This window comes from Sphingomonas fucosidasi, from assembly GCF_036663855.1.
In the GTDB taxonomy this organism is placed as follows: Bacteria; Pseudomonadota; Alphaproteobacteria; order Sphingomonadales; family Sphingomonadaceae; genus Sphingomonas; species Sphingomonas faeni_B.
In genome coordinates, this window is sequence record NZ_JAXOJR010000001.1 from 399,671 (window position 1) to 423,232 (window position 23,562).

Consider the following 23,562-nt stretch of genomic DNA (forward strand, 5'->3'; position numbering starts at 1 on the left):
AATATGCCCGACACTGGCCGGAAAATACATTTCAGGACGTGCATCGGGGTATGGCGATATTGGCATTACGTCGTCGCGGCGCCCAAGTAGGGGGACTGAGATGCGGGCGACGAGAGGGAACGTGTGCGGGCAACGATAAACGACGTGTCGCGGCTTGCCGGCGTTTCGATCAAGACGGTCTCGCGTGTGCTCAACAACGAGCCTCGTGTTTCGGAGGCGACGCGGGCGCGGGTAACGGCGGCGTTCGCGACGCTCAAATACCGGCCGAACATGGCCGCGCGGACGCTGGCGGGGCATCGCAGCTTCCAGATCGCGCTCGCCTGCGACAATCCCAGCCCCTATTACGTGTATGAGATGCAGTCCGGCATCCGCGACCGCTGTCTGCTCGACGGCGTGCGGATGATCGCGCAGCCCTACGACCATGACTCCGACCGGTTGATCGACGATATCGAGAGCCTGATCGACGGATCGGGTGTCGACGGACTGATCCTGACGCCACCGGCGACCGACTATCCCGAAATATTGGCGCTGATGGCGTGCCGAAAAATGCGGTTCGTCCGCGTCTCGCCAGGGACCGACCTAGATCTCACCGCATCGGTGTTCATCGACAATATCGGTGCTGCGACCGTGATGACGCGGCATCTGCTGACACTCGGCCACCGCCGCATCGGCTTCGTCTCGGGGCATGCGAGCTATGCGACCAGCGTGCAGCGACTTGCCGGATATCGCGCCGCGCTCGACGAAGCCGAGATCGCGTTCGATCCCGTCCTGGTACGGCCCGGCGACTATGACTTCGCATCGGGTGCCGACGCGGCCGAGGCGCTGCTGGCGCTCCGCCTGCCGCCGACCGCGATCTTCGCCTCGAACGACGACAGGGCAGCAGGCGTGCTCAGCGTCGCGCACCGCCGAGGGCTGTCGGTGCCGGCCGACCTGTCGATCGCCGGCTTTGGCGACGACGCGATCTCGCGGTTCGTGTGGCCCGCGCTGACGACGATCCGCCAGCCCACGCGGGAGCTCGGCTACAAGGCGGCCGACCTCTTGCTCGCCGCGGAGTTCGCCGTGAAGCGGATCGAAGTCCCGTTCGAACTGATCCGCCGCGACTCTACCGGGCCGGTTCGATCCGCGGGACGAGCAGCTGGATGAACCCCAGCGCCAGCAAATAGCTGCATGCACAGATCGCCAGCATCGGCGCATAACCGAAGCCGTGGCCGAGCGACCAGGCGGACAACTGGATCATGCCGATCGATCCCATGTTGCCGCAGAACGCCGCGATCCCGATCGTCGACCCGACCGACCGCGCGGGCATGACGTCGGTGGTCAGTGCAAAGACGTTGGTCGAAAACCCCTGATGCGCGAACAGCCCGAGGCCGAGCACCAACGCCGCGGTCCAAGGGCTTTGCAGCGACAACACGATCGGCACCGGTAGGATGAGCAGCGCATACAAGAGTAGCGTGGATTTCCGCGCACGGTCGAGGCTCCAGCCGCGCGCCATCAACCGCGTCGGCAACCAACCGCCGGTCAGCGCGCCGCACGCCGCGAGCGCATAGACGAGCGCGACGGGGAGCCCGACCTGACCCTGCGGCAGTCCGAACAGCCGGTGGAACAGATCGGGCAGCCATGAGAGCATGAAGAACCAGACCTGATCCGACAGCACTTTGGCGACTGCGATGGCGAGCGTCCGGCGATCCTTGAACAGGTCGATCCAGCGGATCGGCGCGGGGCCACCGGTCTCGGCGATCGCGGCGGGCATCTTGAACGCGAACCACGCGACGACCCACACCAGCCCGAGGCCGCCGGCGACGAGGAACGCCGCGCGCCAGCCGAACGCGATCGCCAGCGCCGGGATGACGAGCGGGGTGATGACCGCACCGACATTGGGCGCGGTGTTGCCGATCCCCAGCGCGATCGAGCGGTCCTTGGGACCGAAATAGGTCGCAGCGGATTTCACCGCGGCGGGCGTGCCGATCGACTCCGCCGCACCCAGCACGACGCGCGCGCCGATGAACCCGCTCACGCCGGACACGAATGCGTGCGCCATGCCTGCGAGGCTCCATACGAAGACCCCCGCCGCGAAGCCGATCCTCAGGCCGACCCGGTCGATAAACCATCCGGTCCCGAGAAACGCGACCGCGGCGGCGAACTGGAACGCCGACGCCATGTTGCCGTAATCCTGATCGGACCAGGCAAATTCCTGTTCCAGCGTCGGCTTTAGCAACGCCAGCATCTGCCGGTCGACGTAGTTCAGCATGATCGCAAAGAACACGAGCGCAACGACCACCCAGCGCGCCTTGGACTGGGCGGGGAAGGGGCCCGGCGATGGGCTCTGTACCGGATCCGTCAAAAGTTCAGCCTTGCGGTGATGCCGGCGTAGCGATCCGCCTCGCGCGGGATGATGTAGCGATAGGCGCCACCGGGCCCGCCGCTGGTGATTGCCGAGGCGAAACTGGTGTCGAGCAGGTTCTTCACTTGGAGCACGACCCTGAAGGCGTCCTTCGCGTCGATGATGCCCGCCGAGAGATCGAGCAGGCCGTATGCCTTGATCGTGGTCGCATCGCGGATCGCGGCGCTCGCGTCGAACTGGGAAATCTGGCTGGACTGGTATGAGCCTTGCGCGCCGACCGTGAAGTCGATGCTGCCGCCGGTGCGGATGCGATAGTCGCCGCCGAGCGATCCCTTCCACCGCGGCGCATAGCCGAGTTGCGTACCTGCGGGTACGACGCCGGTGGTCGAGCCGTTGGTCGGGATCTTGAACTGATCGACATGCGCGTCGGTATAGGCGAGGCCGCCCGAGATGTTGAGATCGCGGACCGGACGGTAGAGCAGGTCGAGTTCGCCGCCGCGTGTCGAGATGTCGCCCGCGTTGGTGAAGCGGGTGACGAGCACGCCCGCGACTACGTCGGGGTTGTTGGCCTGGAAGTTGTGGTATTTGGCGTAATAGGCGGCGAGGTTGATCACCAGCTTGCCGCCGAACAGCGTGTTCTTCAGGCCGATTTCATAGCTGTCGGCGGTCTCCGGATCGATCACGTTGGTGCCGGTCGCGCCGAGATTGTAGAAGATGTTGAACGCCGGCCCCTTATAGCCGCGCGAATAGGTCGCGTAGGCGGTCGATTGCGGTGCCAGGTCGAATTGCAGCCCGCCCTTGCCCGACCAGTTGGTGTTGGTGGTCTTGCCGGCGAACGGCCCGAAGCTGGGGTTGATACCTGGCCCGGCGAGCGTGGTGACGCGGCTGTGGAATACGTCGAGCTGGTCGCTCGTATAGCGGACGCCGGCGATCGCGCGGAACCGATCGGTCAGGTTGAAGACGCCCTGGCCGAAGAATGCGAGGTTCTTGAAGGTCGAGCCGAACACCGCGGTGCCGGTCGGCCGGGTCACCGTCGTGCCTGCGGTCGAGCAGGGGGTGAGCACGGTCGGCGTCGGCGTGGCGGTGCAGACGATGTCGTCGCGGCGGAACGTCCGCTCGGTTTCCGCGCGCGAGTAGAATGCGCCGACCACGTAGCTGAAGAACTGGTTCGACGGCGACGCGATCCGGACTTCCTGCGTGAAGGTGTTGCTGACCTGCGGCCCGAAATCATGGAGCTGGTTAGCACCGACATACGCGGTCGGCAGCCAGTCGCCGTCGCGGATCTCGGTATTGTCGTATTCGCGGTAGGAGCCGATGTACGTCACCGTCTGCGTGCCGAGCGTCGCGTCCGCCTGCAGCGAAACGCCCCAGCTCTTCTCGTCGGTATGCGTGATCAGGTCCTGGTTGACGGTGCGTGACTTGTTGCCGTTGCGGTCGGGCAGGACGCTGGCGGTGAGGCCCGTGGTCGGCGTGGTGCCGATGACCTCGGCGCAGCAATCGTCGTTGCTTCGGCGATAGTCGCCGATCAGCGTGAAGGTCAGGTCGGGGGTGGCGTCAGCGACGACCATGCCGCGAAAGCCGTAATGCTCGTACCCGTTCACGCGCCGGTTATCGTGCGCGATGTTGCGGATGTTGCCGGCGTAATTGCCGTAGAAGCCGGTGAAGCGGCTCTTGATCGTCTCGCTCAACGGAATGTCGAGCGAGGCGCGCGTGCGATATTCGTTGCCGTTGCCGGTGAAGAACGAGCCCTCGACCGAGCCGGCGAACACGTTGCCGGGACGCTGGGTGACGATGTTGATGACGCCGGCGCTCGTGTTCTTGCCGAACAGCGTACCCTGCGGTCCGCGCAGGACTTCGATCCGGTCGATGTCGATCAGGTCGCTGAACGCTTCGCCGGCGCGGCTGTAGACGACGCCGTCGACGACGGTGGAGATCGACGGTTCGCCCGCCACCGAGAAGGTCGAGGTGCCGACGCCGCGCAGGAACAGCGACTGGTTGATCGTCGTGCCCGATTTGCGGAAGTTGAGCGTCGGTACGAGGTACTGCGCACCTTCGAGGTTCACCGCACCCTGCGCGGCGATCTGCGCGCCCGAAATCACCGACACCGCGACCGGCACATCCTGCAGACGCTCAGAGCGTTTCTGCGCGGTGACGACGATTTCGCCTGGCACGGACGCATCGGGCGCGCTCGGGGCGGTGGCCTCCGGCTGTGCTGCGTCCTGAGCCCAAGCCGGTGCGCTCAACCCTGCGGCCAAGGCCACCCCCGACAGCAACCAATGCGTTTTCATGCGCGTCCCCTCCACAATTCCTACTTCAACGGTAGGTTAAACAGTGTCCTGCGCTGTCATACACGATTTCGCCTTGGGGCGCGCCAAGTATGGCTTCATTCAGAACCCCAGTTCGGTCATTTCTACCACGCGCTTCGTACACGCGCTGATCTCGGCGGCGGTGCCGATCGCGACCGCCATGAGCCCATCGCGAGCGCTGACCTCCACGCCGATTTCGCCGCGCACCGCAGCGATGAACTTCTGGTGCTGATAGAAGGTCGAGCCGTGATGGCTGCCGGCATCGAGCGCAGTCCGGTCGACCTCGATCACCTGCCGCTCGACCTGTTTCGGGTTGAGGAAGCCGGTGCGCGGGCTGAACACCAGCGCGCCCTCGGGGATCAGCACGTCGAGCCGGGCTGCGTCGCCGACCGCGGTGATCTCCTCCTGGTTCTCGGCGCCGTCCGCGAACATCGACAGGTCGAGCATCGCCCGCACGCCGTTGGCGAAATCCACCGTCGTATAACTGTTGTCGATGATGTCGGGCCGTTCGCCGTCATAGCGTTCGTCGACATGGTTCACGTCCATCGCGCCCGAACAATAGACGCGGACCGGTTCCGATCGGACGATCAGCCGCATCAGGTCGAAGAAGTGGCAGCATTTCTCGACCATCGTCCCGCCGGTGTTGCGGCTGAAGCGGTTCCAGTCACCGACCTTGGGCAGGAACGGGAAGCGGTGTTCGCGGATCGACAGCATTCGCAGCGCGCCGATCCGGCCGCCATGCACTTGTTCGATGAACGCTGCGGCGGGCGGCATGTAGCGATATTCCATCGCGGTCCAGAACGGCCGCGTCATCTGCGCAGCACGATCGACGACCCAGCGCGCGTCCTCCAACGTCGTCGCCAACGGCTTTTCGCAGAGGATCGCGACGTCCGCATCGAACAGCGGCGCCAGCACGTCGCGGTGCGTGTAGTTGGGGCTCGCGACGATCACCGCATCGACCAGCCCGCTGCGCGCGAGCGCCGCCGCATCGGCAAATTCCCGCACGCCGTCGCCGCGCGCACCCAGCGCGTCGCGCGCCCAGCCGAGCGAAATGCTCACCGGATCGGCGATCGCGGTCACCACCGCGCCAGGGGTGACCGCCAGGTTCTGGAGATGCTCGACCCCCATCATGCCGGTCCCGACCAAACCATAACGTACTTGCTCGACCAAGCGTATTACCCCTATTCGTGACAGCGATGTCGCACCTTGATCCTACACCCAAAGCCATTCCCCTCGGCAACAGCGGAATCCTTGTCAGCCCGATAGCCTGGGGCATGTGGCGGTTCGCCGGAGTCGGCGTCGCCGAAGGACGCGCGCTGATCGAGGCGGCGTTCGAGGCGGGCGTCACTCTGTTCGACACCGCCGACATCTATGGTTTCGATGGCGCCGGCGGGTTTGGCGATGCGGAGGTGCTGCTCGGCCACATCTTCGCGGACTCGCCCGGCCTGCGCGAGCGGATGATCCTCTCGACCAAGGGCGGCATCCTCCCGCCGCTGCCGTATGATTCGAGCCCGGCCTATCTGGCGAAGGCGCTCGATGCCTCGCTGACCCGGCTCGGGGTCGACCAGGTCGACCTCTACCAGATCCATCGCCCCGACATCCTCACGCACCCGCAGGAAGCGGCGCGCGCGCTCGAGGATATGGTAACGGCGGGTAAGGTGCGCGCGGTCGGCGTATCGAACTACACGCCCGCGCAGGCACAGGCGCTGGCATCATTCCTGACCATCCCGCTCGTCAGCCACCAGCCGGAATTCTCGCCGCTCCACCTCGAACCGCTCGAAAACGGGCTGTTCGACCAGGCGATGGAGCGCGACATGGCGGTGCTCGCTTGGTCGCCGCTCGGTGGTGGTCGGCTCGGCGTGCCCGCCGACGCGCGCAGCGCAGCGGTGGCGGCGGCGCTCGATCGCAAGGCCGCCGAAACCGGCGCGAGCCGGTCGGCTGCCGCGTATAGCTGGATCATGGCGCATCCGGTCCGCGCGATCCCGATCGTCGGCACGCAGAACCCGGCGCGGATCGCCGAACTGGCGCAGGCCTTCGCGATCACCTGGACCCGGCAGGACTGGTACGATGTCCTGATCGCGGCGCGCGGCGAGGCGCTGCCGTGACCAGATCCTGCGAAGTCAGCTGGTTCTCGGCGCTCTGCGACGACGACTACGAGTTTCTCGGCGTGCCCGATCCCCGGCTGCAATCGACGTGGGAGCATTGCCGCGACATCGTCCTCCAGGTGGAGACCGGCGGGTACGACAACATCCTGCTTCCCTCGGGCTATGCGCTAGGGCTCGACACGACCGCGTTCGCCGCAGCGATCGCGCCGATGCTCCGGCGGCTGGCACTGTTGATGGCGGTACGCGTCGGCGAAAGCTGGCCGCCGCAACTCGCGCGCCAGATCGCGACGATCGACCGGATGCTCGGCGGGCGGCTCAACATCAACATCATTTCGTCCGACCTCCCCGGCGAGACGCTGGCGTCCGGCCCGCGCTATGCCCGCACGGTCGAGCTGATGCGGATTCTGAAGACGCTGCTGAACGGCGGGCCGCTCGATCACGACGGCGAGTTCTGGAAGCTGAAGCTCGACCCGCCGCGGATCGGCACCGTCTCGGGCAAGGCGCCGTTGCTGTATTTCGGCGGGCTGTCGCCGGATGCGCGCGAGGCGGCGGCGAAGGAGTGCGACGTCTACCTGATGTGGCCCGACACGCGCGAGAAGGTCGCGGAGATCATCGCCGACATGACCGCACGCGCCGCCCGCCACGGCCGCACGCTGCGCTTCGGCTACCGCGCGCACGTCATCGTCCGCGAGACCGAGGACGAGGCGCGGGTGTACGCCGATCGCCTGCTCTCGAAGCTCGATGCCGAACAGGGCGCGGCGATCCGTGCAAAGTCGCTGGATTCGGGGTCTGCCGGCGTCGCCGCGCAGGCGGCACTTCGCGAGGGCGCATCGGCCGATGGCTATGCCGAGGACAATCTATGGACCGGCATCGGCCGCGCGCGATCGGGGTGCGGCGCGGCGATCGTCGGCGATCCCGATCAGGTGCTCGCCAAGCTCGCCATGTACCAGGACATGGGCATCGAGGCGTTCATCCTCTCGGGCTATCCGCACGCCGCGGAAGCCGACCTGTTCGCGCGTCACGTCCTGCCCCGGATGACGCACGCGCTCCTGTCTCCTTCGCGCAGGTAATCGGCGCGTCGACCGTCGAAGCCTGACCATCCAGGCAGGCCGTCACGGACAGGGCCAGCAGGCCGGGATTGAGTTTCATGATGGCGCTCCTCAAACCAGCGCGGGGTTCAGGCGGGCGAAGCCCTCCTGCTGCCGGTACGGCGTGTGCGGGTAGGGGGGCAGGACATCGCTGGCGGCATCGAGCGTGGCGACCTGATCCGCCGACAGCGCCCAACCGACCGCTCCGAGATTGTCACGCAACTGCTCTTCGGTGCGTGCGCCGATGATGACCGACGCCACGGTCGGACGCCGCAACAACCAGTTGATCGCGACCTGCGGCACGGTCTTGGCGGTGTCCGCTGCAACCGCCTCGAGCGCATCGATCACGCGGTACAGATGGTCGGTCTCGACCGGCGGCGCGAATTGCTCGGTATCGTGGAGGCGGCTGCCTGCGGGGATCGGCCGATCCCGCCCGATCCTGCCCGTCAGTCGGCCCCAGCCGAGCGGACTCCACACCAGCGCGCCGAGACCCTGGTCGGCCCCAAGCGGCATCAGATCGGCTTCATAGGCGCGGCCGATCAGCGAGTAATAGACCTGATGCGCGACGAGACGCGGCCAGCCGTACCGGTCGGCAATCGCCTGCGCCTTCATCACCTGCCAGCCCGGATAGTTGGAAACCCCCGCGTAGCGCACCTTGCCGGCGGCGATCAGTGTATCGAGCGTCCCCATCAGCTCCTCGGCCGGGGTGGACGCATCATAGGCGTGAACCTGCAGGATATCGACATGATCGGTGCCGAGACGTCGCAGCGACGCCTCGACCGCACGGATCAGACGCGCGCGGGACGTGCCCCAGTCGCCGGGCCCATCGCCCATCGGCAGTCCGGTCTTGGTCGACACGAGCACCTGATCGCGCCGACCCTTGATCGCAGCACCGAGTACCGTTTCCGACGCGCCGTTCGAATAGACGTCGGCGGTGTCGAACAAAGTGACGCCGGCGTCGAGGCAGATGTCGACCATGCGGCGTGCTTCCGTCTCGTCGCTGTGTCCCCAGGCGCCGAACAACGGCCCGGATCCGCCAAAAGTGGCCGTTCCGAAGCTGAGGGCCGGGACGCGAAGTCCCGAGGATCCCAATTGCCGATAGTCCATATCCATATCCCCGCTATTAACCTGATGCATAGATGGGTGGATCGAGGCGGCGCGATTAGCAGCCGCGTGCGCGAAGGATTTGTGAGATGAACGCAAAGATGGGTCTGGGGACTGATCGGGCGCGCGCGCTCGAACTGTTCGCGACGGTGATGCGCGAGGGCAGTTTCTCCGGCGCAGGCCGGGTGCTGGGGCTGACGCCATCGGCGGTCGCCCGGTCGCTCGATCGGATCGAGGCGCGTCTCGGGGTACGGCTGCTGCTCCGCTCCACCCGCGCGTTGACGGTAACCGCGGAAGGGCAGGCCTATCTGCAGATGGCCCGCCGGATCCTAGCCGATCTCGACGATGCCGAGCAACAGATCGCCGACCAGGGCGCACCGCGTGGACGGCTGCGGATCAGCGCTGCGCTGTCGCACGGGCGGTTGTGCATCGTGCCGCTACTCGGCGAATTCGCGCGGCTTTACCCGCATATTCTGGTGGACTTCGCGTTGACCGACACGATCGTCGACGTCGCCGCCGGCCAGGCGGACGTGGCGATCCGGTTCGGGCCGCTCGGTGACAGCCTGTTGACCGCGCGCAAGCTCGGGGAAAGCAGGCGGGTGATCGTCGCTGCGCCCGACTATCTGGCGAGATGCGGCACGCCGATGCGGGCCGAGGATCTGCACGCGCATAATTGCCTCAACTTCAACTTCCGCCGGGTCGAACCGGTCTGGCCGTTCCGCGTCGAGGGACGCGACGTCACCCTGTCGGTGAAGGGCAATATCGAAGCGAACAACGGCGAAACGCTCGGCCAGCTTGCCGCGGCGGGCGTCGGCATCGCGCGGGTCGGCGCGTTCAGCGTCGTCGACGATATCGCCGCTGGTCGGCTGATCGCCGTGTTGGAGGACTTGAACCCCGGCGATGTCGAGCTGATCCATGCGGTGTTCGTCGGCGGTGCCAACACGCCCGCGCGCGTCCGCGTGTTCGTAGATTTCCTCGCCGCCCGCCTCGCTCGATGAGCAGGGCCTGGTTGGGGCCGACGCACCGTGGTTGACCAAGGGGTGACCTAGCCTTTCACTCCGCCACCCCGTCCGACGTCGGTTCAGGCCGCCTGTGCGGCCATGCGCGCGGCGATCTTCTCTTCCTCGGTCCAGACCTTCCGCTCGCGCGGTGCCTTGGCCGGCTTGACCTGCTTGACCGGGCCGCCGCCCAGCACGGGCGCACGCTTGGTCGAGTGGCGCGCCACTTCGCAATGCCATTCATGATCGTCCTGCACGGTCAGCGTGCGACCGATCTCGCGCTCGACGTCGTGTAGCCATGCGCGCTGCTCGGCATCGCACAGCGTGATCGCAAAGCCGCTGCGGCCGGCGCGACCGGTGCGGCCGATCCGGTGGACATAGCTCTCGGGCAGGCTCGGCAAATCGTGGTTGAAGACGTGGGTGACGGTATCGACGTCGATGCCGCGCGCGGCGATATCGGTCGCGACCAGCACCTGCACGGTACCTGCCCGGAACGCGTCGAGTGCACGCTCGCGCTGGCCCTGCGACTTGTTCCCATGCAGCGCCTCCGCGGTGATCCCCGCCTCGCCGATGAACGCGCACACGTCGTTGGCGATGTTCTTCTGCAGTGTGAACACCACTGCCTGGCCCATGTTGGGCGTCTTGAGCAACGCGAGCAACGCCGCCTTCTTGTCGGCGGCGTCGAGGAACATCACCGACTGGTCGATCCGGTCGACGGTGGTCGATGGCGGTGCGATCTCGACCTTGGCGGGATCGCGCAACAGGCTCTCGGCCAGCGCGGCGATCGACTTCGGCATCGTCGCCGAGAACAGCAGGGTGTGCCGGTCCGTCGGCAGCGTCGCGACGAGCCGCTCGATCGGCTTGGCAAAACCCATGTCGAGCATCTGGTCCGCTTCATCTAACACCAGTGCTTCGAGCTGCGACAGGTCGCAAACGCCTTGATCGACCAGGTCGAGCAGGCGTCCCGGCGCGGCGACGATGATGTCGACGCCGGTTTCCAGCGCCTTGACCTGGTGGAACTGGCTGACGCCGCCGAAGATCGTCATCACGCTCGGCTTGAGATGCCGACCGAAGCTCTCGAAGCCGGCGGCGATCTGCGACACCAGCTCGCGTGTCGGCGCTAGGACGAGGATGCGCGCGCCGCCCTTGGGCGCCGGTCGCGGATCGGCGGCGAGGCGGTGGAGCAGCGGCAGCGCGAACGCCGCGGTCTTGCCGGTCCCGGTCTGCGCCATGCCGAGCATGTCGCGCCCCTGCAGCAGCATCGGAATCGATTGCGCCTGGATAGGGGTAGGGCTCACATAGCCTTCCTCCGCTAGCGCCTGCAGCAAAAACGGCGAGAGAGAGAGATCGGCAAAGGTCATGGTCATGGTAACGCGGCGCCTCCGGCGCTGGGCAAGCTGCGCCAAAGGGCTTAGCGTAGGGTGAGCGCGGGCAGCTAGAAGTGATGCTGCACTGCGTCAATGTAGAAAGCCGGGCGTCGGCATTTAATGCCCGGCTTCCCTCCCAATGTGGTGACGTCGCGAGAGGACCGCGCACCCTGTCAGCGCGCTACTGCGTCAGATCGGTCAGCAGCGAGCGGTAATAGGAGATCGCCAGCGGGATATTGTCGATCGGCGTACGCTCGTTCAGGCCGTGGCTGAAGTCGTCGGATTGCTTGATGAAGGTCGGGCTGACGCCGTAGCTCGGCACGCCGACCGAGCGATACCACATGGAATCGCTCGCGCCCGCCGACATGCTCGGGAAGATCGGCACGCCGGGACGGATCGCGCCCATCGCCTTCTTCACCGCACCGGTCAGGTCGGCGCGCAGCGGCGAGGCGTCGGTCGGGTTCGATCCTTCGGTAACGTCGCTGAACTTGACGCCGGGGTCCGCGGCGACCCTGGCGAGTTCGGCCATCACGGTCGCGGGCTTCACGCCGGGAAAGATCCGGCAGTTGATGTTGGCGGTGGCACGCTGCGGCAGCGCGTTGAGCGCATGCCCGCCGTTGATCATCGATGTGACGCAGGTCGTGCCGATCTGGCCGACATAGCCCGGGTTGGCGGCAAGCGTCTCGATCGCCTTCTGGTCCTTGGGATTGGCGGCGAAGGCGCGCATCGCCGCGCCGATCTCGGGCGTCTGGCGCGGTGCGACACCCTCGAAATAGCCCTTGGTGATCGGCGACAGCTGCGGTGTGAAGCGATAGTCGCCGATCCTGACCAGTGCTGCGGCAAGCTGGTTGATCGCGTTCACCTTCCGCGGCGCGGACGAGTGACCGCCGGCGCTGGTGGTTTCGAGCTGGAAGTCGGCATAGGTCTTCTCGGCCGCGCCGATCGTGAAATACTCGGCCTTGCCGTCTTCGCCGTACAGCCCGCCGCCACCATCGATGTTGAGCGCCATCTCGGCGGTCTTGAGCTGGTCGGCGAGCAGCGACGACGTCTTCATGACGGTTTCCTCGTCGCCCGACAGCGCGAGGACGATGCCGCGCTTGGGCGTGTACCCCGTCTTCTTCATGTCGAGCAGCGTGGCGATCGCGAGCGCGGCATCGAGCTTCATGTCGGTCGCGCCGCGGCCGTAGAGATAGCCGTTCTCGACCACCGGCGTGAACGGATCGCGTTCCCAGTCGGCGGGCTTGGCCTCGACGACGTCGATATGGCCGGAGAGGACGATCGGCTTCAACGCCGCGTCGCTGCCCTTCCACGTCGCGACCAGATAGGCGGTGTCGTCGACCGGCGTGACCGTCACGTCGCTCGCCGCAAAGCCGCCGCCGACCAGCACCGACTTCAGATATGCGGCGAGCTGCGGTGTCTGGTTGCCGGGACCGCGGACGCTGCGAAACGCGATCATCTTCTTGGCGATCTCGAGCCCGTTGGTCGCGGCGGTCTGCGCCTGAGCCGAGGCGGGCAGGGCGGTCATCACGGCGGTGCAGGCCAGGAGAAGCTTGAGCTTGGACGTCATCATCATCTTTCTTCGGAGAAAACTATCCTCCCCCTGGCGGGAGAGGATCGAAACGAGCCAGTCTTAGAATTTCGCCCCCGCTCGTAATCCGATCGTCCGGGGCGTGCTGGTGACGATGTAGGTGCGCTGCGAACACGTCCCGCATTGCTGGAACCGCGACAATTGCGCGCGTTCGTCCCATAGGTTCTGGACGAACAACTCGAGCGTATAGCCCGACAAGTCCGCGCCGATCGAGGCATTGGCGGTCGTGTAGGCCTTGAGCCGGCCAAAGCTCGCCGCCTGCGCGAGGCGGATATCCGCCGCCGCCGAACTCTGGTGCGCGACCAGCCCCTGAATATACGCCTTGGCCGTGCCGACCGGCACGCTGTAGCGCGCCGTCCCGCTCGCCTTGAAGCGCGGGGTGATCGGCAGGCGCGTACCCTTCGGCGCGAGCACGTCTGTGCCGTCGCCGCTACAGATCTGCGTCGCGCACAGGTCGTTGCGGGTCTTGGCATCGGTGTAGGATGCCGCCGCGGTCAGCGATAATCCGCCCGTCGAGATGTTCGCATCCGCCTCCACGCCCCTGATCCGCGCATTTGGCCCGTTCTGGATGATCGTGAAGCTGTTCAGCCCGAGGAACGAAAACTGGAACTTGTCCCACGCCTGTTGATAGATCGAGGCGTTGAGCCGCAGCCGATCGAACAGCGTGGTCTTCAGGCCGAGCTCGTAATTGGTCAGGAAATCCGCATCATACGGCGCGACGTCGCCGCGCCGGTTGATCCCGCCCGGCCGGAAACCCCGCGAGAAGGTGGCATAGGCGAGCACCGTGTCGGTGGGCTTGAACGTCAGGTTGAAGCGGTAGGTCGCGCCTTGTCCCTGCGTGCGCTTCGGGACCAACCCGGTGGTCGTGTAGGTCGCCAGATTGGTACAGGGCGATCCCGAAACCGCTGCGGGCAGCAACGCGGACGTATCGCCGCCGTTCAGATAGGCTTCGCGCAAGGTCTGGCCGTTCGCCAGATAACAGCCCGCAACGCCGGTCTGGCTGCTGCCCGCGGCGTTGAACGGCGTCGCGGTGTAGGGCCGGCCATCGTCGGGATCGACCGCGGGATTACGCCCGAACCCGTAGAAGCCGATCAGCGAATTGTCGTAGATATAGGCGCGGCCGCCCGCCGTCGCGGTCAGGTTCGGCAGGATGTCGAAGCTCGCCTCGCCGAACATCGCGTAATCCGTGTCGACGCGCTTCTGCTTGGTCAGCCACAAGGTGCCCGGCGAGCCGTTGACCGACACCGCGGTGCCGAGATTGGCGATCTGGTAGTCCTGGAAGATCGCGTTGGTCTGGCGCTGGTAGAAGGCACCGGCGACGAACCGGAACCGGTCCTCGACCGGCGACGCGACGCGCAGTTCCTGGCTGGTCTTCTTGAAATGGTCGGTGCCGATGATCTTCTGCCGCGGATCGATCGTCCGGCCCGCATTGTCCTGGTAATAGAAATAGCCGGCGAGACCCCCGACCGAGGAATAGGCCGAGTCATACGCCTCGGCATAATCGGTGTAATCGCTCGACGTGTACGTCTTGCGGTCGAGATACGCGCCGGCATAGGTGACGTCCCAATTGCCGACCTTGCCCTCGATCGTCAGCGCGCCCTGGATGAAGCGGTCCTTGCGGAATTCTGGGAAGAAATGCTGGACCTGGAGGTCGCCGACCTTGGGATCGTAGCCATAGGTGCCGTTGTTGCGCTGTTCCTGGTAGAGGATTGTCGGCGTGACGGTCCAGTTGCTGTCGAGGTCGACCTTCAGCGCCGCGCGGCCGCCATAGGTCTCGGTATCGTTGTAGTTCTTCTTCACGAACGCGGCATTGTCGACGACCACGCCGCCATTCGCCGAGGTGCACGAGGTCGCGGTCGGCTCAGGCAGATAGCTGCGACACCCGGCGACGTTGTCGATGAACCCCGCGTCGCGCTGATAGAAACCGACCACGCGCAGTGCCGCGGACTGCGACAGCGGCATGTTGAGCATGCCCTCGATCTTGCTGCCGATCCCGCCCGACTTGACGCTGTTCACCTGGCCATCGACGCGTCCGTAAAAGTCGCTCGTGTCGGGCTTGTTGGTGATGATCCGGATCGTGCCTGCTTCGGACGACGCGCCGTACAGCGTGCCCTGTGGCCCGGCCAGACTCTCGATCCGGGCGATGTCGTAGACATGGACGTCGAGCGTGCCGCCGATCGTCGTCACGGGCTGTTCGTCGAGATAGGTGCCGACCGACGGCAGCGGCCCGGAGTGGTTGCCGTCGCCGCCCGACGCGACACCGCGCATATAGACGACCGTCGAGCCCGGCTGCGTCGTCTGGAACGACACCGACGGCAACAGCTGGGTATATTGGTTGAAGTTCGAGATGTTCAGGTCGTCGAGCCGCTTGGTGCCGATCGCCTGGATGCTGATCGGGACGTTCTGGATATTCTGGTCGCGCTTCTGCGCGGTGACGACGATGTCGCCCTCATATTCGCCGGCCTGTGGCGCGGTCGCGTCCGGTGCTGCGGTTGCTACGGTTTGCGCAAACGCGGGAACGGCAACTGCCGACGACGCCAAGAGCGACGCGATCCACACGCGACGATCGAATATATGCATGCTGTTGCCCCCAACGACGAATTCTGTCCGCAGAGTGTGTTGCGGCGCAACAAACGTCAAACGATGCTTCGGGCGTTGGAGATTTTTGTGACGCATCCGTGACGTTTTCGCCACGGGTCAGCGGGTGGTCAGGGGGTGGCGGACAGTCCCAGGGCCGATCGCAGCGGTCCGAGCCACTGGTCATAGGGACGCCACGCATCGACTCCGTCGCGATTGATCGGCCGGCGGACCTGTTCGGAACTTGCGGTGCGGACCGCGCGCTCAGTCTCGTGGAAGGCGAGGCAGGCGGGCTCGAAATCCAGTCCGCAGGCCGCGAGCAACGCGCGGACTTCTGCCTCGGTATTATCGAGCAAAGCCTCGTGATCGACGCGATGGACGCGGCCCGGCAACACCGTGTCGACATGCGTCATCAGCCGGACATAGTCACGATAATAGCGGCCGACATCGTCGAGCGAATAGCTGAACGTCTGCCCCCGCGCGTAATGCTGCTTGAAGTTCGAAAAACAGCAATCGAGCGGATCGCGGCGCGCATCGATGATCCGCGCGTTGGGCAAGACGAGGTGGATCAGCGCGATATGCGCCCAGTTGTTGGGCAGCTTGTCGATGAAGAACGGGCGATCGGTGCGCCGCTGGATCGCGGCACGACGCAGATAGTCCTCGCCGATGTCGCGCAACGCGTCGGCAGATAGCGCCTCCAGGCCGTGCGGATAGTTGGCGATGCGACGCGCCAGCGCCGGCATGTCGGGCAGTTCGGTAGTCCCCTCGACCAAGCTGTGGCTGGCGAGGATCTGTTCGATCAGCGTCGAGCCTGCGCGCGGCATGCCGAGCACGAAGATTGGGTCTGGGGCGTCGCAGCCTTGGCCACGGCGCGTGTTCAGGAAATCGGGCGTCAGCAGCGTGATGCTGCGGTCGACGAAGGCGGTGGTCTCGTCGGCGTCGTAGACGATGCGCGTGCGGCGCAGCGCGTTGCCGGCCGCGTAATGCGCGAACGACCGCGCCGGATCGCGGCGGTCCTCAAACGCCTTGCCAAGCGCGAAGTCGAGGTGGAACCGGTCCTCGTCGTCCAGGTCGTCGCGTGCGAGGGCGGCCTTCATCGCCGCGATATCATTCTCGTCGAAACGCACCGTCTTGAGGTTGGCGAGGCTCCACCAGGCATCGCCCAGCGTCGGCAACAGCGACAGCGCGCGGCGATACGCGGCGATGCCGTCGTCGCGACGGCCGACGGTCTTGAGCATATGCCCATAGCTCAGCCACACGCGCGGCTGGCCCGGTGCGTCGCGCAGCACCTTTTCGTACAGCGCGATCGCGTCCTCGAACCCACCCAAACGGCCGAGTGCGGCGGCCTTCAGATTGGCGTGGCCGGGATTGTCCGGCTCGTCGGCGATCACCGCATCGAGCAACGTCAATGCCTCGGGCGCGCGGTTCTGGCGATACAGCACGAGCGCGAGGTTCGCGCGCGCCGCGGTAAAGCCCGGCGCTAGCTCGACCGCGCGCCGCAGCAACGCCTCCGCATCGCCGTACCGCCCGATCCGCCCGGCCAGTTCGGCCAGCATTCGGATCGCGCGCGCGTCGAACGGGTCCTGCTTGAGATACGCCTTGAGCAGCGGCTCGGCGACGTGAAGCTGGTTGTCGTGCAACGCCAGCGCGGCCTGCATGAGATCGTTCGGCCAGCGCGGGGTCGGAAGGGAAGCCATCGCCCCGGACAGTCGCGGCGCGACGGGTTGACGTCAAGCAGTCGTGATCCGGTTTCAACGTCGAGACCGGGGCGATCGGGTTATGTCCAGTCGCACAGCTTTCCCATCGCATCGCGCGGCAACGCAGGTCCGAACCGGATGGTCTTTGGCCGCTCGGGGCTAGCCAGCCGCTCCGCGATCGCCTGTTCGATCGACGCCGAGAGTTTTTCACGATCACGATCGTCGTGCGGGACGACGAAGGCCTTGAGCCGCCCGTCGATGTGCAATCGCACCGCGGCGTCGGCCACGCCATCGATGGTCCGCAGCAGATCGGCGATGCGCATGGGCCAGACATTGTTGCCACCGACCTGCACGGCGCCGTCGCGCCGACCGATCGGGCGCAGGCTGCGCTCACCGATCCGCTCGATATGATCGGGCAGATCGTATCGACCACCGCGATCGTCGCCGAGCTGCCACGCATCGTTCGCGTCATCGTGTCCGGACGGTACCAACTGCCACCGAGGCAAGAGCGCATACGCGGTCGCCGGCAGGTCGCGCATGGCAATGCCGCTCGTCTCCGAGGAGCCGTAGATATCCACCAGCCGGGCCAACCCGGCCGCGAGCAGGTCGGCCGCAAGCCGGCCGTCGAGCGGTCCGGCCGAGCTCACCCCGACGACGTCTGCGGGCAGGGCGCGTGTCAGGCGCAGGATCGCCCGCCACTGGTCCGGGACCGCGACGACAAGATCGCCCGCGATCAGGTCGAGCGGCGTCCCGAGGGCCCGGGCCACGACCGGCACGCCCAGCGCGGCCGGCAGCAACGCCGTCCAGATGATCCCGTACAGGTGATGCGCGGGGACCAGCGCCACGACGCGGCGACGGTCGGAAAACTGCGTCGCCAGGAACGCCGCCTCGCCCAGAAGGTCGGCGATCGCATGGCTGCAAGGCTTGGGACTGCCGGTCGAGCCGGACGTTCGCACCGTCATCCGGCCGTCGCCGGAAGCCTGTCCGCGCATGATCCAGTCGATCCAGTCGCCGACCGTGCATGGCGGCTCCCGCCCGAGCAGCGCGTCGTCCAGGCAGAACGTCTCCGCCAGGGTGCCGAGCGCACCCAATTGCTCCATCGAATCGAGTCCCAGCCCATCGTCGCCAATCGCCAGCACGTCGGACCAGTCGTTCGGTTCGGCGAGCGTTTGCCCGTTCCCGCGCCATCGCCGTACCTCCGCCGCGACGACGGCACAGGCAATTCTTCGGGAAGCGGCGCGCGACACGTCGGCGTCGCCAGACGGGGCGGCGGTGGTCACGCTGCGCGGGCAGCGGACCGATAGACCCGATTGCGTCCTTCGCGCTTGGCGGCATAGAGCCGCTTGTCGGCCAGCGCGATAAGCGCATCGATCGATCCGCCCGCTTCATCGAGGGTCGCGCAGCCGAGGCTTGCGGTCACCTTGAGTGGCCCACGCGGTGTTTCGAGTTGCATGGCGGCGATCGCCTTGCGCATGTCGTCGGCCAATCCGATCGCCTGATCGTGATCGAAGCGCGGCAGCAGCACCCCGAACTCCTCGCCACCCAGCCGCGCGAAGATGCCGCGCGGCGGTAGCAGCGCGATGCAAACCTCGGCGACGCGGCGGAGCAGGACGTCGCCGACCGGATGGCCATGCGTGTCGTTGACCGCCTTGAAATGATCGAGGTCGAGGACGATCAGCGACAGCGCATGCCGCAATTCGCGCCAGTGCGTCTGTTCGCGCTCGAGGTTCTGGCTGAAATGGCGGCGGTTCGACGCGCCGGTCAGGTAGTCGATGGTTAACAGGCGGCGCATGTCCTCGGCGGCCGCCTCGCGCCGCGGCACGTCGCGCAGCACGACCGAGAAACCGGTCAAACCGGGGCCATCGCCGTCGGATCGCGCGACGACGAGGCGCTGGCACCAATAGCGTCCGCCCTCGGCGCGCTGCTGCCACCCTTCCTGGAGGTGCCAGCCGTCCCGCGCGGCAATTTCCATCTGTTCGTCGAGCTGCAGGTCGCCGCCCGACGTGTCGGCCTCCAGCACGTCCGCCAGGTTGTGTCCCGTCACGGCAGCGCAATCGTGACCGGTCTGTTTCGTGAAACAGGCATTGGCCGACGCGATCCTGCCATCGGGCGTGATCGCGAGTGCGGCGTATTCATTGACCCCGTCCAGCAGCGTCGCGAACCAGGTATCCGCCTGGCGCAGCCGGACCTCCTGGACGACCTGCTGGCTGATATCGGCCAGCGTCACCATCAGGCGATCGGCGCCCAGCTTCACGAGCGTACACGCGAGCACCTTCGGTGCCTGCGCGCGCCGGCCCTGGCCCAGGTCGACGAAGATGCGATGCCCGTCGCAGATCTTGCCGGTCGCCGGCGCATAGTCCTCGACGATGCTCCGCAGTTCGGGAGCGTGTTGTTCGAGCGCGATGAACAGGTTGCCGGCATCGCGCGGCCCGGCGAGCGGCAGCAGATGCTGCATGGCGTGCGGGTTCATCAACGCGATGTCGCCGGCCAGATTGCATTCGATCAACCCGACGGGGCAGGCATACAGGAATTCCAGGAGCTGTTCTTCGCTCGACTTGTCGGTCATCGCCGCACCCTCATCGTTCGATCAGGATGTAGCGGCGTGGCATCTCGGCCTGCGCGAGCAGCCGCAGGCGAACCCTGGTCGGGCGCATCCGCAAGGTCAGCACATAGGGCACGATGTCGTCGATCTCGGGCTCGTCGTCGAACCGCTGCGCGACCATGAAGTTGTTCATGCACTGCGCGACGGCGTCGAAGAACGGCACGCCCATGACGGTCGCCGGGTCCAGCCCCGACATCCGCGCCTCCGTCGCATTGTAGGTCTGCACGATGGTGTCCGCCCCGAAGCCGACGACCCCGAACGGCAGTGCGTCGCGGTCTTCGTCGCGCATCGATTCGAGATCGTTCAGTGAAACGGCTTCAAAACTCGCAGGTGTCGACACGCGGTATAGCTCCCTTGGTCGTCGCATGATGCCCGAGGACCGTTAAACTTCGACTAAGACCATTGCCGCCCGCCTGACGAATCGGCCTGCCTCCTATGCGCCCCCATACGGCGCGCCTCGGCCCGGCCGAGCGACCATGTAACGCCGTTTCTGCTCGAACCGAGCGACCTTGCTCGGGCCGAACGATAGTACCGATAATATCGCTGTGTAGTCCGATCCTCGGGCGGTAGGACGCCGGCATCCCCCGCTGAGGCGATCGAACGTGCAAGTCCTTGTCCTGCTCAAATGACTTCGTCGCCGCGTCCGCGCGAGCGAGGCTGCGTTCATCGTTCTGGCGACGCTCGTCGGGGCGGCGGCGGGCCTGCTCAGCGTGGCGCAAGGCGCGGTTGCACGGACGCTGCAACACGACCTGTTCGGCCTGTCGTCGGCAGACCGTCTCAGCGCGTTGCCGTCGTTGCCGCCCGCGTCGCTCGTCGTGCTGCCGATCGGCGGGATCGTCCTTGCCGCATTCACCTGGGCGACCCGCGCCCGCAAACGCCGCATGCTCGATGCGGTCGAGGCCAACGCGCTCCACGGCGGCCGGATGTCGGTGCCGGACAGTCTCGTCATCTCCGGGCAAACGATGGTGTCGAACGGTTTCGGCGCTTCCGTCGGGCTGGAGGCGGCCTATGCGCAACTCGGCGGCGCGATCGGCTCGGTTGCGGGGGCCGTATTCAACCTGCGACGTGCGGACCTGCGCAATCTCGTCGGGGCTGGCACGGGGGCGGCGATCGCGGCGGCGTTCGGCGCGCCGCTTGCCGGGGCGTTCTATGCGTTCGAAATCGTCATCGGCGCCTATACGCCCGCCGCGCTGGCCCCGGTCGTTGCGGCGGCGCTCGCCGGCACGCTGGTCGCGCACCAGCTCGGGATCCAGCCCTATGTGATCGATGCCGTGTCGACGATGCCGATGGAGGCACATCATTATCTGAACTATCTGATCTACGCCGGTCTCGGCGCGCTCTGTGCGGGAATCGGGATTGCTTTGATGCGCGCGGTCGCGCTGGTCGAGATGGGCACGCGCCGCGCCAGGCTGCCGGAATGGGCCCGTCCGGCGATCGGCGGCCTGTTGCTGATCCCCGTCGCGCTAATCTCGCCGCAGGTCCTGTCGGCTGGGCATGGCGCGCTTCACGCCGATCTTGCCATCGGCGCACCACTGGCCTTCATCGCGACGATATTCCTGGCGAAGTGCGCGGCGTCGATCGTGTCGCTGGGTTTCGGCTTTCGCGGTGGACTGTTCTTCGCCTCGCTGTTCCTCGGCACGCTCGTCGGCCATATGTTCGCCGGCGGTCTGGAAGCGATCTTCGGCCAGACCGTGATCGATCCGCGCAACGCCGCCCTGGTCGGAATGGCGGCCCTGGCAGTCGCGGTGGTCGGCGGTCCCATGACGATGGCCATGCTCGTATTGGAGGCCACGCATGATTTCGCATTGACCGGCGCAGTGCTGGCGGCCGCCTTGGTCTCGTCGACGATCGTCCGCGAAACATTCGGCTACAGCTTCTCGACCTGGCGCCTTCATCTCCGGGGTGAGACCATCAAGAGCGCGCGCGATGTAGGCTGGGTCAAGACGCTCACCGCCGGCCGAATGATGCGACGCGAAACGAAGGCGCTGCCCGCGACGACGACGATCGCGGAGTTTCGGCGGCGCGTACCGCTCGGCGCGACCAGCCGGACCGTGCTGATCGATACGGACGACCGCTACGCCGGTATCGTCCAGACGCCGACCGCCTATGCCGAGGGACTCGAGCTGACGGCGCCCGTCGGCCAGCTTGCGGTCAATGGCGATGCGGCGCTGTCGCCGACGATGGACATCGCCGAGATCATGCGTCGCTTCGACGCGTCGGGCGCAGACGAGCTCGCCGTGCTCGACGACGATCGTGGCGTGCTGGGAATCCTGTCGGAGTCCTTCGTCCGCCGCCGCTATGCCGAAGAATTGGAGAAGGCGCAGCGCGACCTGTTCGGCGAACGGTGAGGTCGCCTCGCGCTGGATCGCCTTTCGGCACGCTTCGGGGTTTCGGGGTGACGCCGCCGGCTTCGTAATCTAGGTCGGTGTCATGGCTGCGTTCTTCGATCGTCTGATGCCGGCAAAGCGCTGGACTCCGTCACGCTATCGCGCGCTGCTTCTGGCACGTGGCCCTCGATCGGTGCAATTTCGGACGCGCGCCGCCATTCTCGTCGGGGCGATCCTCGTCGGTATCGTCGCGACGCTGTTCGCCGAGGTCGCGGACCGGGCGGCGGAGGCGTTCGCCGGCTTTGCCCGGATCTGGCGCTGGCTGCCGCTGCTGACGACCCCGTTGACGTTCATGGTCCTGGTCTGGCTCACGCGGCGATACGCACCGTTCGCGCGCGGTTCGGGTATCCCGCAGGTCATCGCCGCGCAGGCCGATCCGAACGCCGCAACCCGCACGCTCATCTCGCTGCGCACGGTCGCGGCCAAGGCGGTGCTGACGATCGGTGCGGTGCTGGGCGGCGCTTCGGTCGGTCGCGAAGGACCGACCGTCCAGCTTGCCGCTTCGGTGATGGGGCTTACGCACCGCCTCCTGCGCGTGCCATTGCGTGGCGGCGTGCTGATCGCCGGCGGTGCGGCAGGCGTTGCCGCCGCCTTCAATACGCCGCTTGCCGGGCTGATGTTCGCGATCGAGGAACTGGCGTCGGCGTATGAACAGCGGGTCACGCTGCTGGTGCTCGCCGCGATCGTGATCGCCGGGATGGTCGCGCAGTCCGTGCAGGGCGATTATATCTATTTCGGTGCGATCGGCGCGCACATGCCGTTGCTGTCGGCGCTGCTGGTCGCGCCGGTCGCGGGGATCGTCGGTGGCATGGCGGGCGGGCTGTTCTCGCGCATGCTGCTGGCCATGGCACTCGGACGCAACCGCGTGACGCAGTGGACCCGTGCCAATCCGATCAAGTTCGCGGGCGGCTGCGGGATGGTGGTCGCGGTTCTCGGCACGGCCACCGGGTTGACCTGGGGTACCGGCTATTCCGCGGCGCGCGCGATGATCGTCGGGGTCGATGCCCCCTTATGGTTCGGGCCGGCCAAGTTCCTGGCGACGGCCGCGACCGCGGTCGCAGGACTGCCGGGCGGGATCTTCGCGCCATCGCTCGCAGTCGGTGCAGGCGTCGGCAATCTGCTGCGGCAGGTGTTCCCCGGCGAGCCGGCGAGCGCGATCGTCATCCTCGGCATGGTCGCGTATTTCGCAGGCGTCGTCCGCGCGCCGCTGACCGCGGTCATCATCCTGTCAGAGACGACCGCGAGCCGGGGGCTGATGCTGCCGATGTTCGCGACCGCGTTCATCGCCGACGCCGCCAGCCAGTGGGTCTGCCGCGAGAAACTCTATCACGGACTGTCCAGGACGTTCGCCGTCCCGCCCGCCAACTCGCCGGTTATCCCGCCCGTCACCCCGGCGCGCTGA

General features: G+C 66.5%; 17 protein-coding genes. 6 read left to right on the forward strand and 11 right to left on the reverse strand.

The features are described from left to right. Positions 1 to 144 precede the first annotated feature (144 nt). A complete protein-coding gene (locus tag U1737_RS01815; RefSeq protein WP_332795365.1) occupies positions 145 to 1,143 on the forward strand; it encodes a LacI family DNA-binding transcriptional regulator in 999 nt (332 codons plus the stop codon). On the opposite strand, the gene U1737_RS01820 is transcribed toward U1737_RS01815, so the two are convergent. From U1737_RS01820 to U1737_RS01830, 3 genes are all read right to left on the reverse strand, one after another. Beyond that, positions 1,103 to 2,248 (reverse strand): MFS transporter, encoded by a 1,146-nt coding sequence (locus U1737_RS01820; RefSeq protein ID WP_443027074.1) that lies wholly within the window; start codon positions 2,246 to 2,248, stop codon positions 1,103 to 1,105. The genes U1737_RS01815 and U1737_RS01820 overlap by 41 nt on opposite strands. Before the next feature lie 89 nt (positions 2,249 to 2,337). Further along, positions 2,338 to 4,629, reverse strand: coding sequence for a TonB-dependent receptor (locus U1737_RS01825; RefSeq protein ID WP_332795367.1), 2,292 nt, complete (start codon positions 4,627 to 4,629; stop codon positions 2,338 to 2,340). Between the two features lie 99 nt (positions 4,630 to 4,728). Further along, on the reverse strand, positions 4,729 to 5,817 hold the full coding sequence (locus U1737_RS01830; RefSeq protein WP_332795368.1) for a Gfo/Idh/MocA family protein: 1,089 nt from the start codon (positions 5,815 to 5,817) through the stop codon (positions 4,729 to 4,731). A gap of 104 nt (positions 5,818 to 5,921) precedes the next feature. On the opposite strand from U1737_RS01830, the gene U1737_RS01835 reads away from it, so the two are divergent. Together U1737_RS01835 and U1737_RS01840 are read left to right on the forward strand one after the other, a co-directional pair. After that, entirely contained in the window at positions 5,922 to 6,752 is an 831-nt protein-coding gene (locus U1737_RS01835) for an aldo/keto reductase (protein ID WP_332795369.1), read from the forward strand. Next, positions 6,749 to 7,822 carry an LLM class flavin-dependent oxidoreductase gene (locus U1737_RS01840; RefSeq protein WP_332795370.1) on the forward strand — a complete coding sequence of 358 codons (1,074 nt, stop codon included), beginning with the start codon at positions 6,749 to 6,751 and terminating at the stop codon, positions 7,820 to 7,822. Before U1737_RS01835 ends, U1737_RS01840 begins: the two co-directional genes overlap by 4 nt. Positions 7,823 to 7,912: 90 nt before the next feature. On the opposite strand, the gene U1737_RS01845 is transcribed toward U1737_RS01840, so the two are convergent. Further along, positions 7,913 to 8,947, reverse strand: a complete 1,035-nt coding sequence (locus U1737_RS01845; RefSeq protein WP_332795633.1) for an aldo/keto reductase — start codon at positions 8,945 to 8,947, stop codon at positions 7,913 to 7,915. A gap of 86 nt (positions 8,948 to 9,033) precedes the next feature. Between U1737_RS01845 and U1737_RS01850 the strand changes: the two genes are divergently transcribed. Continuing rightward, positions 9,034 to 9,942: a LysR substrate-binding domain-containing protein gene (locus U1737_RS01850; protein ID WP_332795371.1), complete on the forward strand. Its 909-nt coding sequence runs from the start codon at positions 9,034 to 9,036 to the stop codon at positions 9,940 to 9,942. Between the two features lie 83 nt (positions 9,943 to 10,025). Here U1737_RS01850 and U1737_RS01855 read toward each other — a convergent pair whose 3' ends face one another. The 7 genes from U1737_RS01855 to U1737_RS01885 all read right to left on the reverse strand — a co-directional run bounded on the left by U1737_RS01855 (position 10,026) and on the right by U1737_RS01885 (position 20,062). Then, a complete protein-coding gene (locus tag U1737_RS01855) occupies positions 10,026 to 11,309 on the reverse strand; it encodes a DEAD/DEAH box helicase (protein ID WP_332795372.1) in 1,284 nt (427 codons plus the stop codon). A gap of 181 nt (positions 11,310 to 11,490) precedes the next feature. Beyond that, a complete protein-coding gene (locus U1737_RS01860) occupies positions 11,491 to 12,876 on the reverse strand; it encodes a M20/M25/M40 family metallo-hydrolase (protein ID WP_332795373.1) in 1,386 nt (461 codons plus the stop codon). A gap of 63 nt (positions 12,877 to 12,939) precedes the next feature. Further along, positions 12,940 to 15,477 carry a TonB-dependent receptor gene (locus U1737_RS01865; RefSeq protein WP_332795374.1) on the reverse strand — a complete coding sequence of 846 codons (2,538 nt, stop codon included), beginning with the start codon at positions 15,475 to 15,477 and terminating at the stop codon, positions 12,940 to 12,942. 128 nt (positions 15,478 to 15,605) lie between these two features. Further along, the gene (locus U1737_RS01870; RefSeq protein WP_332795375.1) at positions 15,606 to 17,171 is read right to left on the reverse strand and encodes a tetratricopeptide repeat-containing sulfotransferase family protein; all 1,566 of its coding nucleotides are present in this window, start codon (positions 17,169 to 17,171) and stop codon (positions 15,606 to 15,608) included. Between the two features lie 80 nt (positions 17,172 to 17,251). Next, entirely contained in the window at positions 17,252 to 18,451 is a 1,200-nt protein-coding gene (locus tag U1737_RS01875) for an AMP-binding protein (RefSeq protein ID WP_332795376.1), read from the reverse strand. Continuing rightward, positions 18,448 to 19,737 carry a sensor domain-containing diguanylate cyclase gene (locus U1737_RS01880; RefSeq protein WP_332795377.1) on the reverse strand — a complete coding sequence of 430 codons (1,290 nt, stop codon included), beginning with the start codon at positions 19,735 to 19,737 and terminating at the stop codon, positions 18,448 to 18,450. Before U1737_RS01880 ends, U1737_RS01875 begins: the two co-directional genes overlap by 4 nt. 10 nt (positions 19,738 to 19,747) lie before the next feature. Further along, on the reverse strand, positions 19,748 to 20,062 hold the full coding sequence (locus tag U1737_RS01885; RefSeq protein WP_332795378.1) for a phosphonate transporter: 315 nt from the start codon (positions 20,060 to 20,062) through the stop codon (positions 19,748 to 19,750). A 376-nt stretch (positions 20,063 to 20,438) separates the two neighbouring features. Here U1737_RS01885 and U1737_RS01890 point away from each other — a divergent pair, with 376 nt between their 5' ends. Both U1737_RS01890 and U1737_RS01895 read left to right on the forward strand, forming a co-directional pair. Beyond that, on the forward strand, positions 20,439 to 22,121 hold the full coding sequence (locus U1737_RS01890) for a chloride channel protein (protein WP_443027075.1): 1,683 nt from the start codon (positions 20,439 to 20,441) through the stop codon (positions 22,119 to 22,121). 82 nt (positions 22,122 to 22,203) lie between these two features. Then, the gene (locus tag U1737_RS01895; RefSeq protein WP_332795380.1) at positions 22,204 to 23,562 is read left to right on the forward strand and encodes a chloride channel protein; all 1,359 of its coding nucleotides are present in this window, start codon (positions 22,204 to 22,206) and stop codon (positions 23,560 to 23,562) included.

What these genes read in the sequence shown, in the direction of transcription:
- U1737_RS01820 (WP_443027074.1), bottom strand. Translation starts at nt 2,248, where the DNA reads ATGCTGAACTACGTCGACCGGCAGATGCTGGCGTTGCTAAAGCCGACG.
- U1737_RS01825 (WP_332795367.1), bottom strand. Translation starts at nt 4,629, where the DNA reads ATGAAAACGCATTGGTTGCTGTCGGGGGTGGCCTTGGCCGCAGGGTTG.
- U1737_RS01835 (WP_332795369.1), top strand. Translation starts at nt 5,922, where the DNA reads ATGTGGCGGTTCGCCGGAGTCGGCGTCGCCGAAGGACGCGCGCTGATC.
- U1737_RS01845 (WP_332795633.1), bottom strand. Translation starts at nt 8,947, where the DNA reads ATGGACTATCGGCAATTGGGATCCTCGGGACTTCGCGTCCCGGCCCTC.
- U1737_RS01850 (WP_332795371.1), top strand. Translation starts at nt 9,034, where the DNA reads ATGAACGCAAAGATGGGTCTGGGGACTGATCGGGCGCGCGCGCTCGAA.
- U1737_RS01855 (WP_332795372.1), bottom strand. Translation starts at nt 11,309, where the DNA reads ATGACCATGACCTTTGCCGATCTCTCTCTCTCGCCGTTTTTGCTGCAG.
- U1737_RS01860 (WP_332795373.1), bottom strand. Translation starts at nt 12,876, where the DNA reads ATGACGTCCAAGCTCAAGCTTCTCCTGGCCTGCACCGCCGTGATGACC.
- U1737_RS01865 (WP_332795374.1), bottom strand. Translation starts at nt 15,477, where the DNA reads ATGCATATATTCGATCGTCGCGTGTGGATCGCGTCGCTCTTGGCGTCG.
- U1737_RS01870 (WP_332795375.1), bottom strand. Translation starts at nt 17,171, where the DNA reads ATGGCTTCCCTTCCGACCCCGCGCTGGCCGAACGATCTCATGCAGGCC.
- U1737_RS01880 (WP_332795377.1), bottom strand. Translation starts at nt 19,737, where the DNA reads ATGACCGACAAGTCGAGCGAAGAACAGCTCCTGGAATTCCTGTATGCC.
- U1737_RS01885 (WP_332795378.1), bottom strand. Translation starts at nt 20,062, where the DNA reads ATGCGCGACGAAGACCGCGACGCACTGCCGTTCGGGGTCGTCGGCTTC.
- U1737_RS01895 (WP_332795380.1), top strand. Translation starts at nt 22,204, where the DNA reads ATGGCTGCGTTCTTCGATCGTCTGATGCCGGCAAAGCGCTGGACTCCG.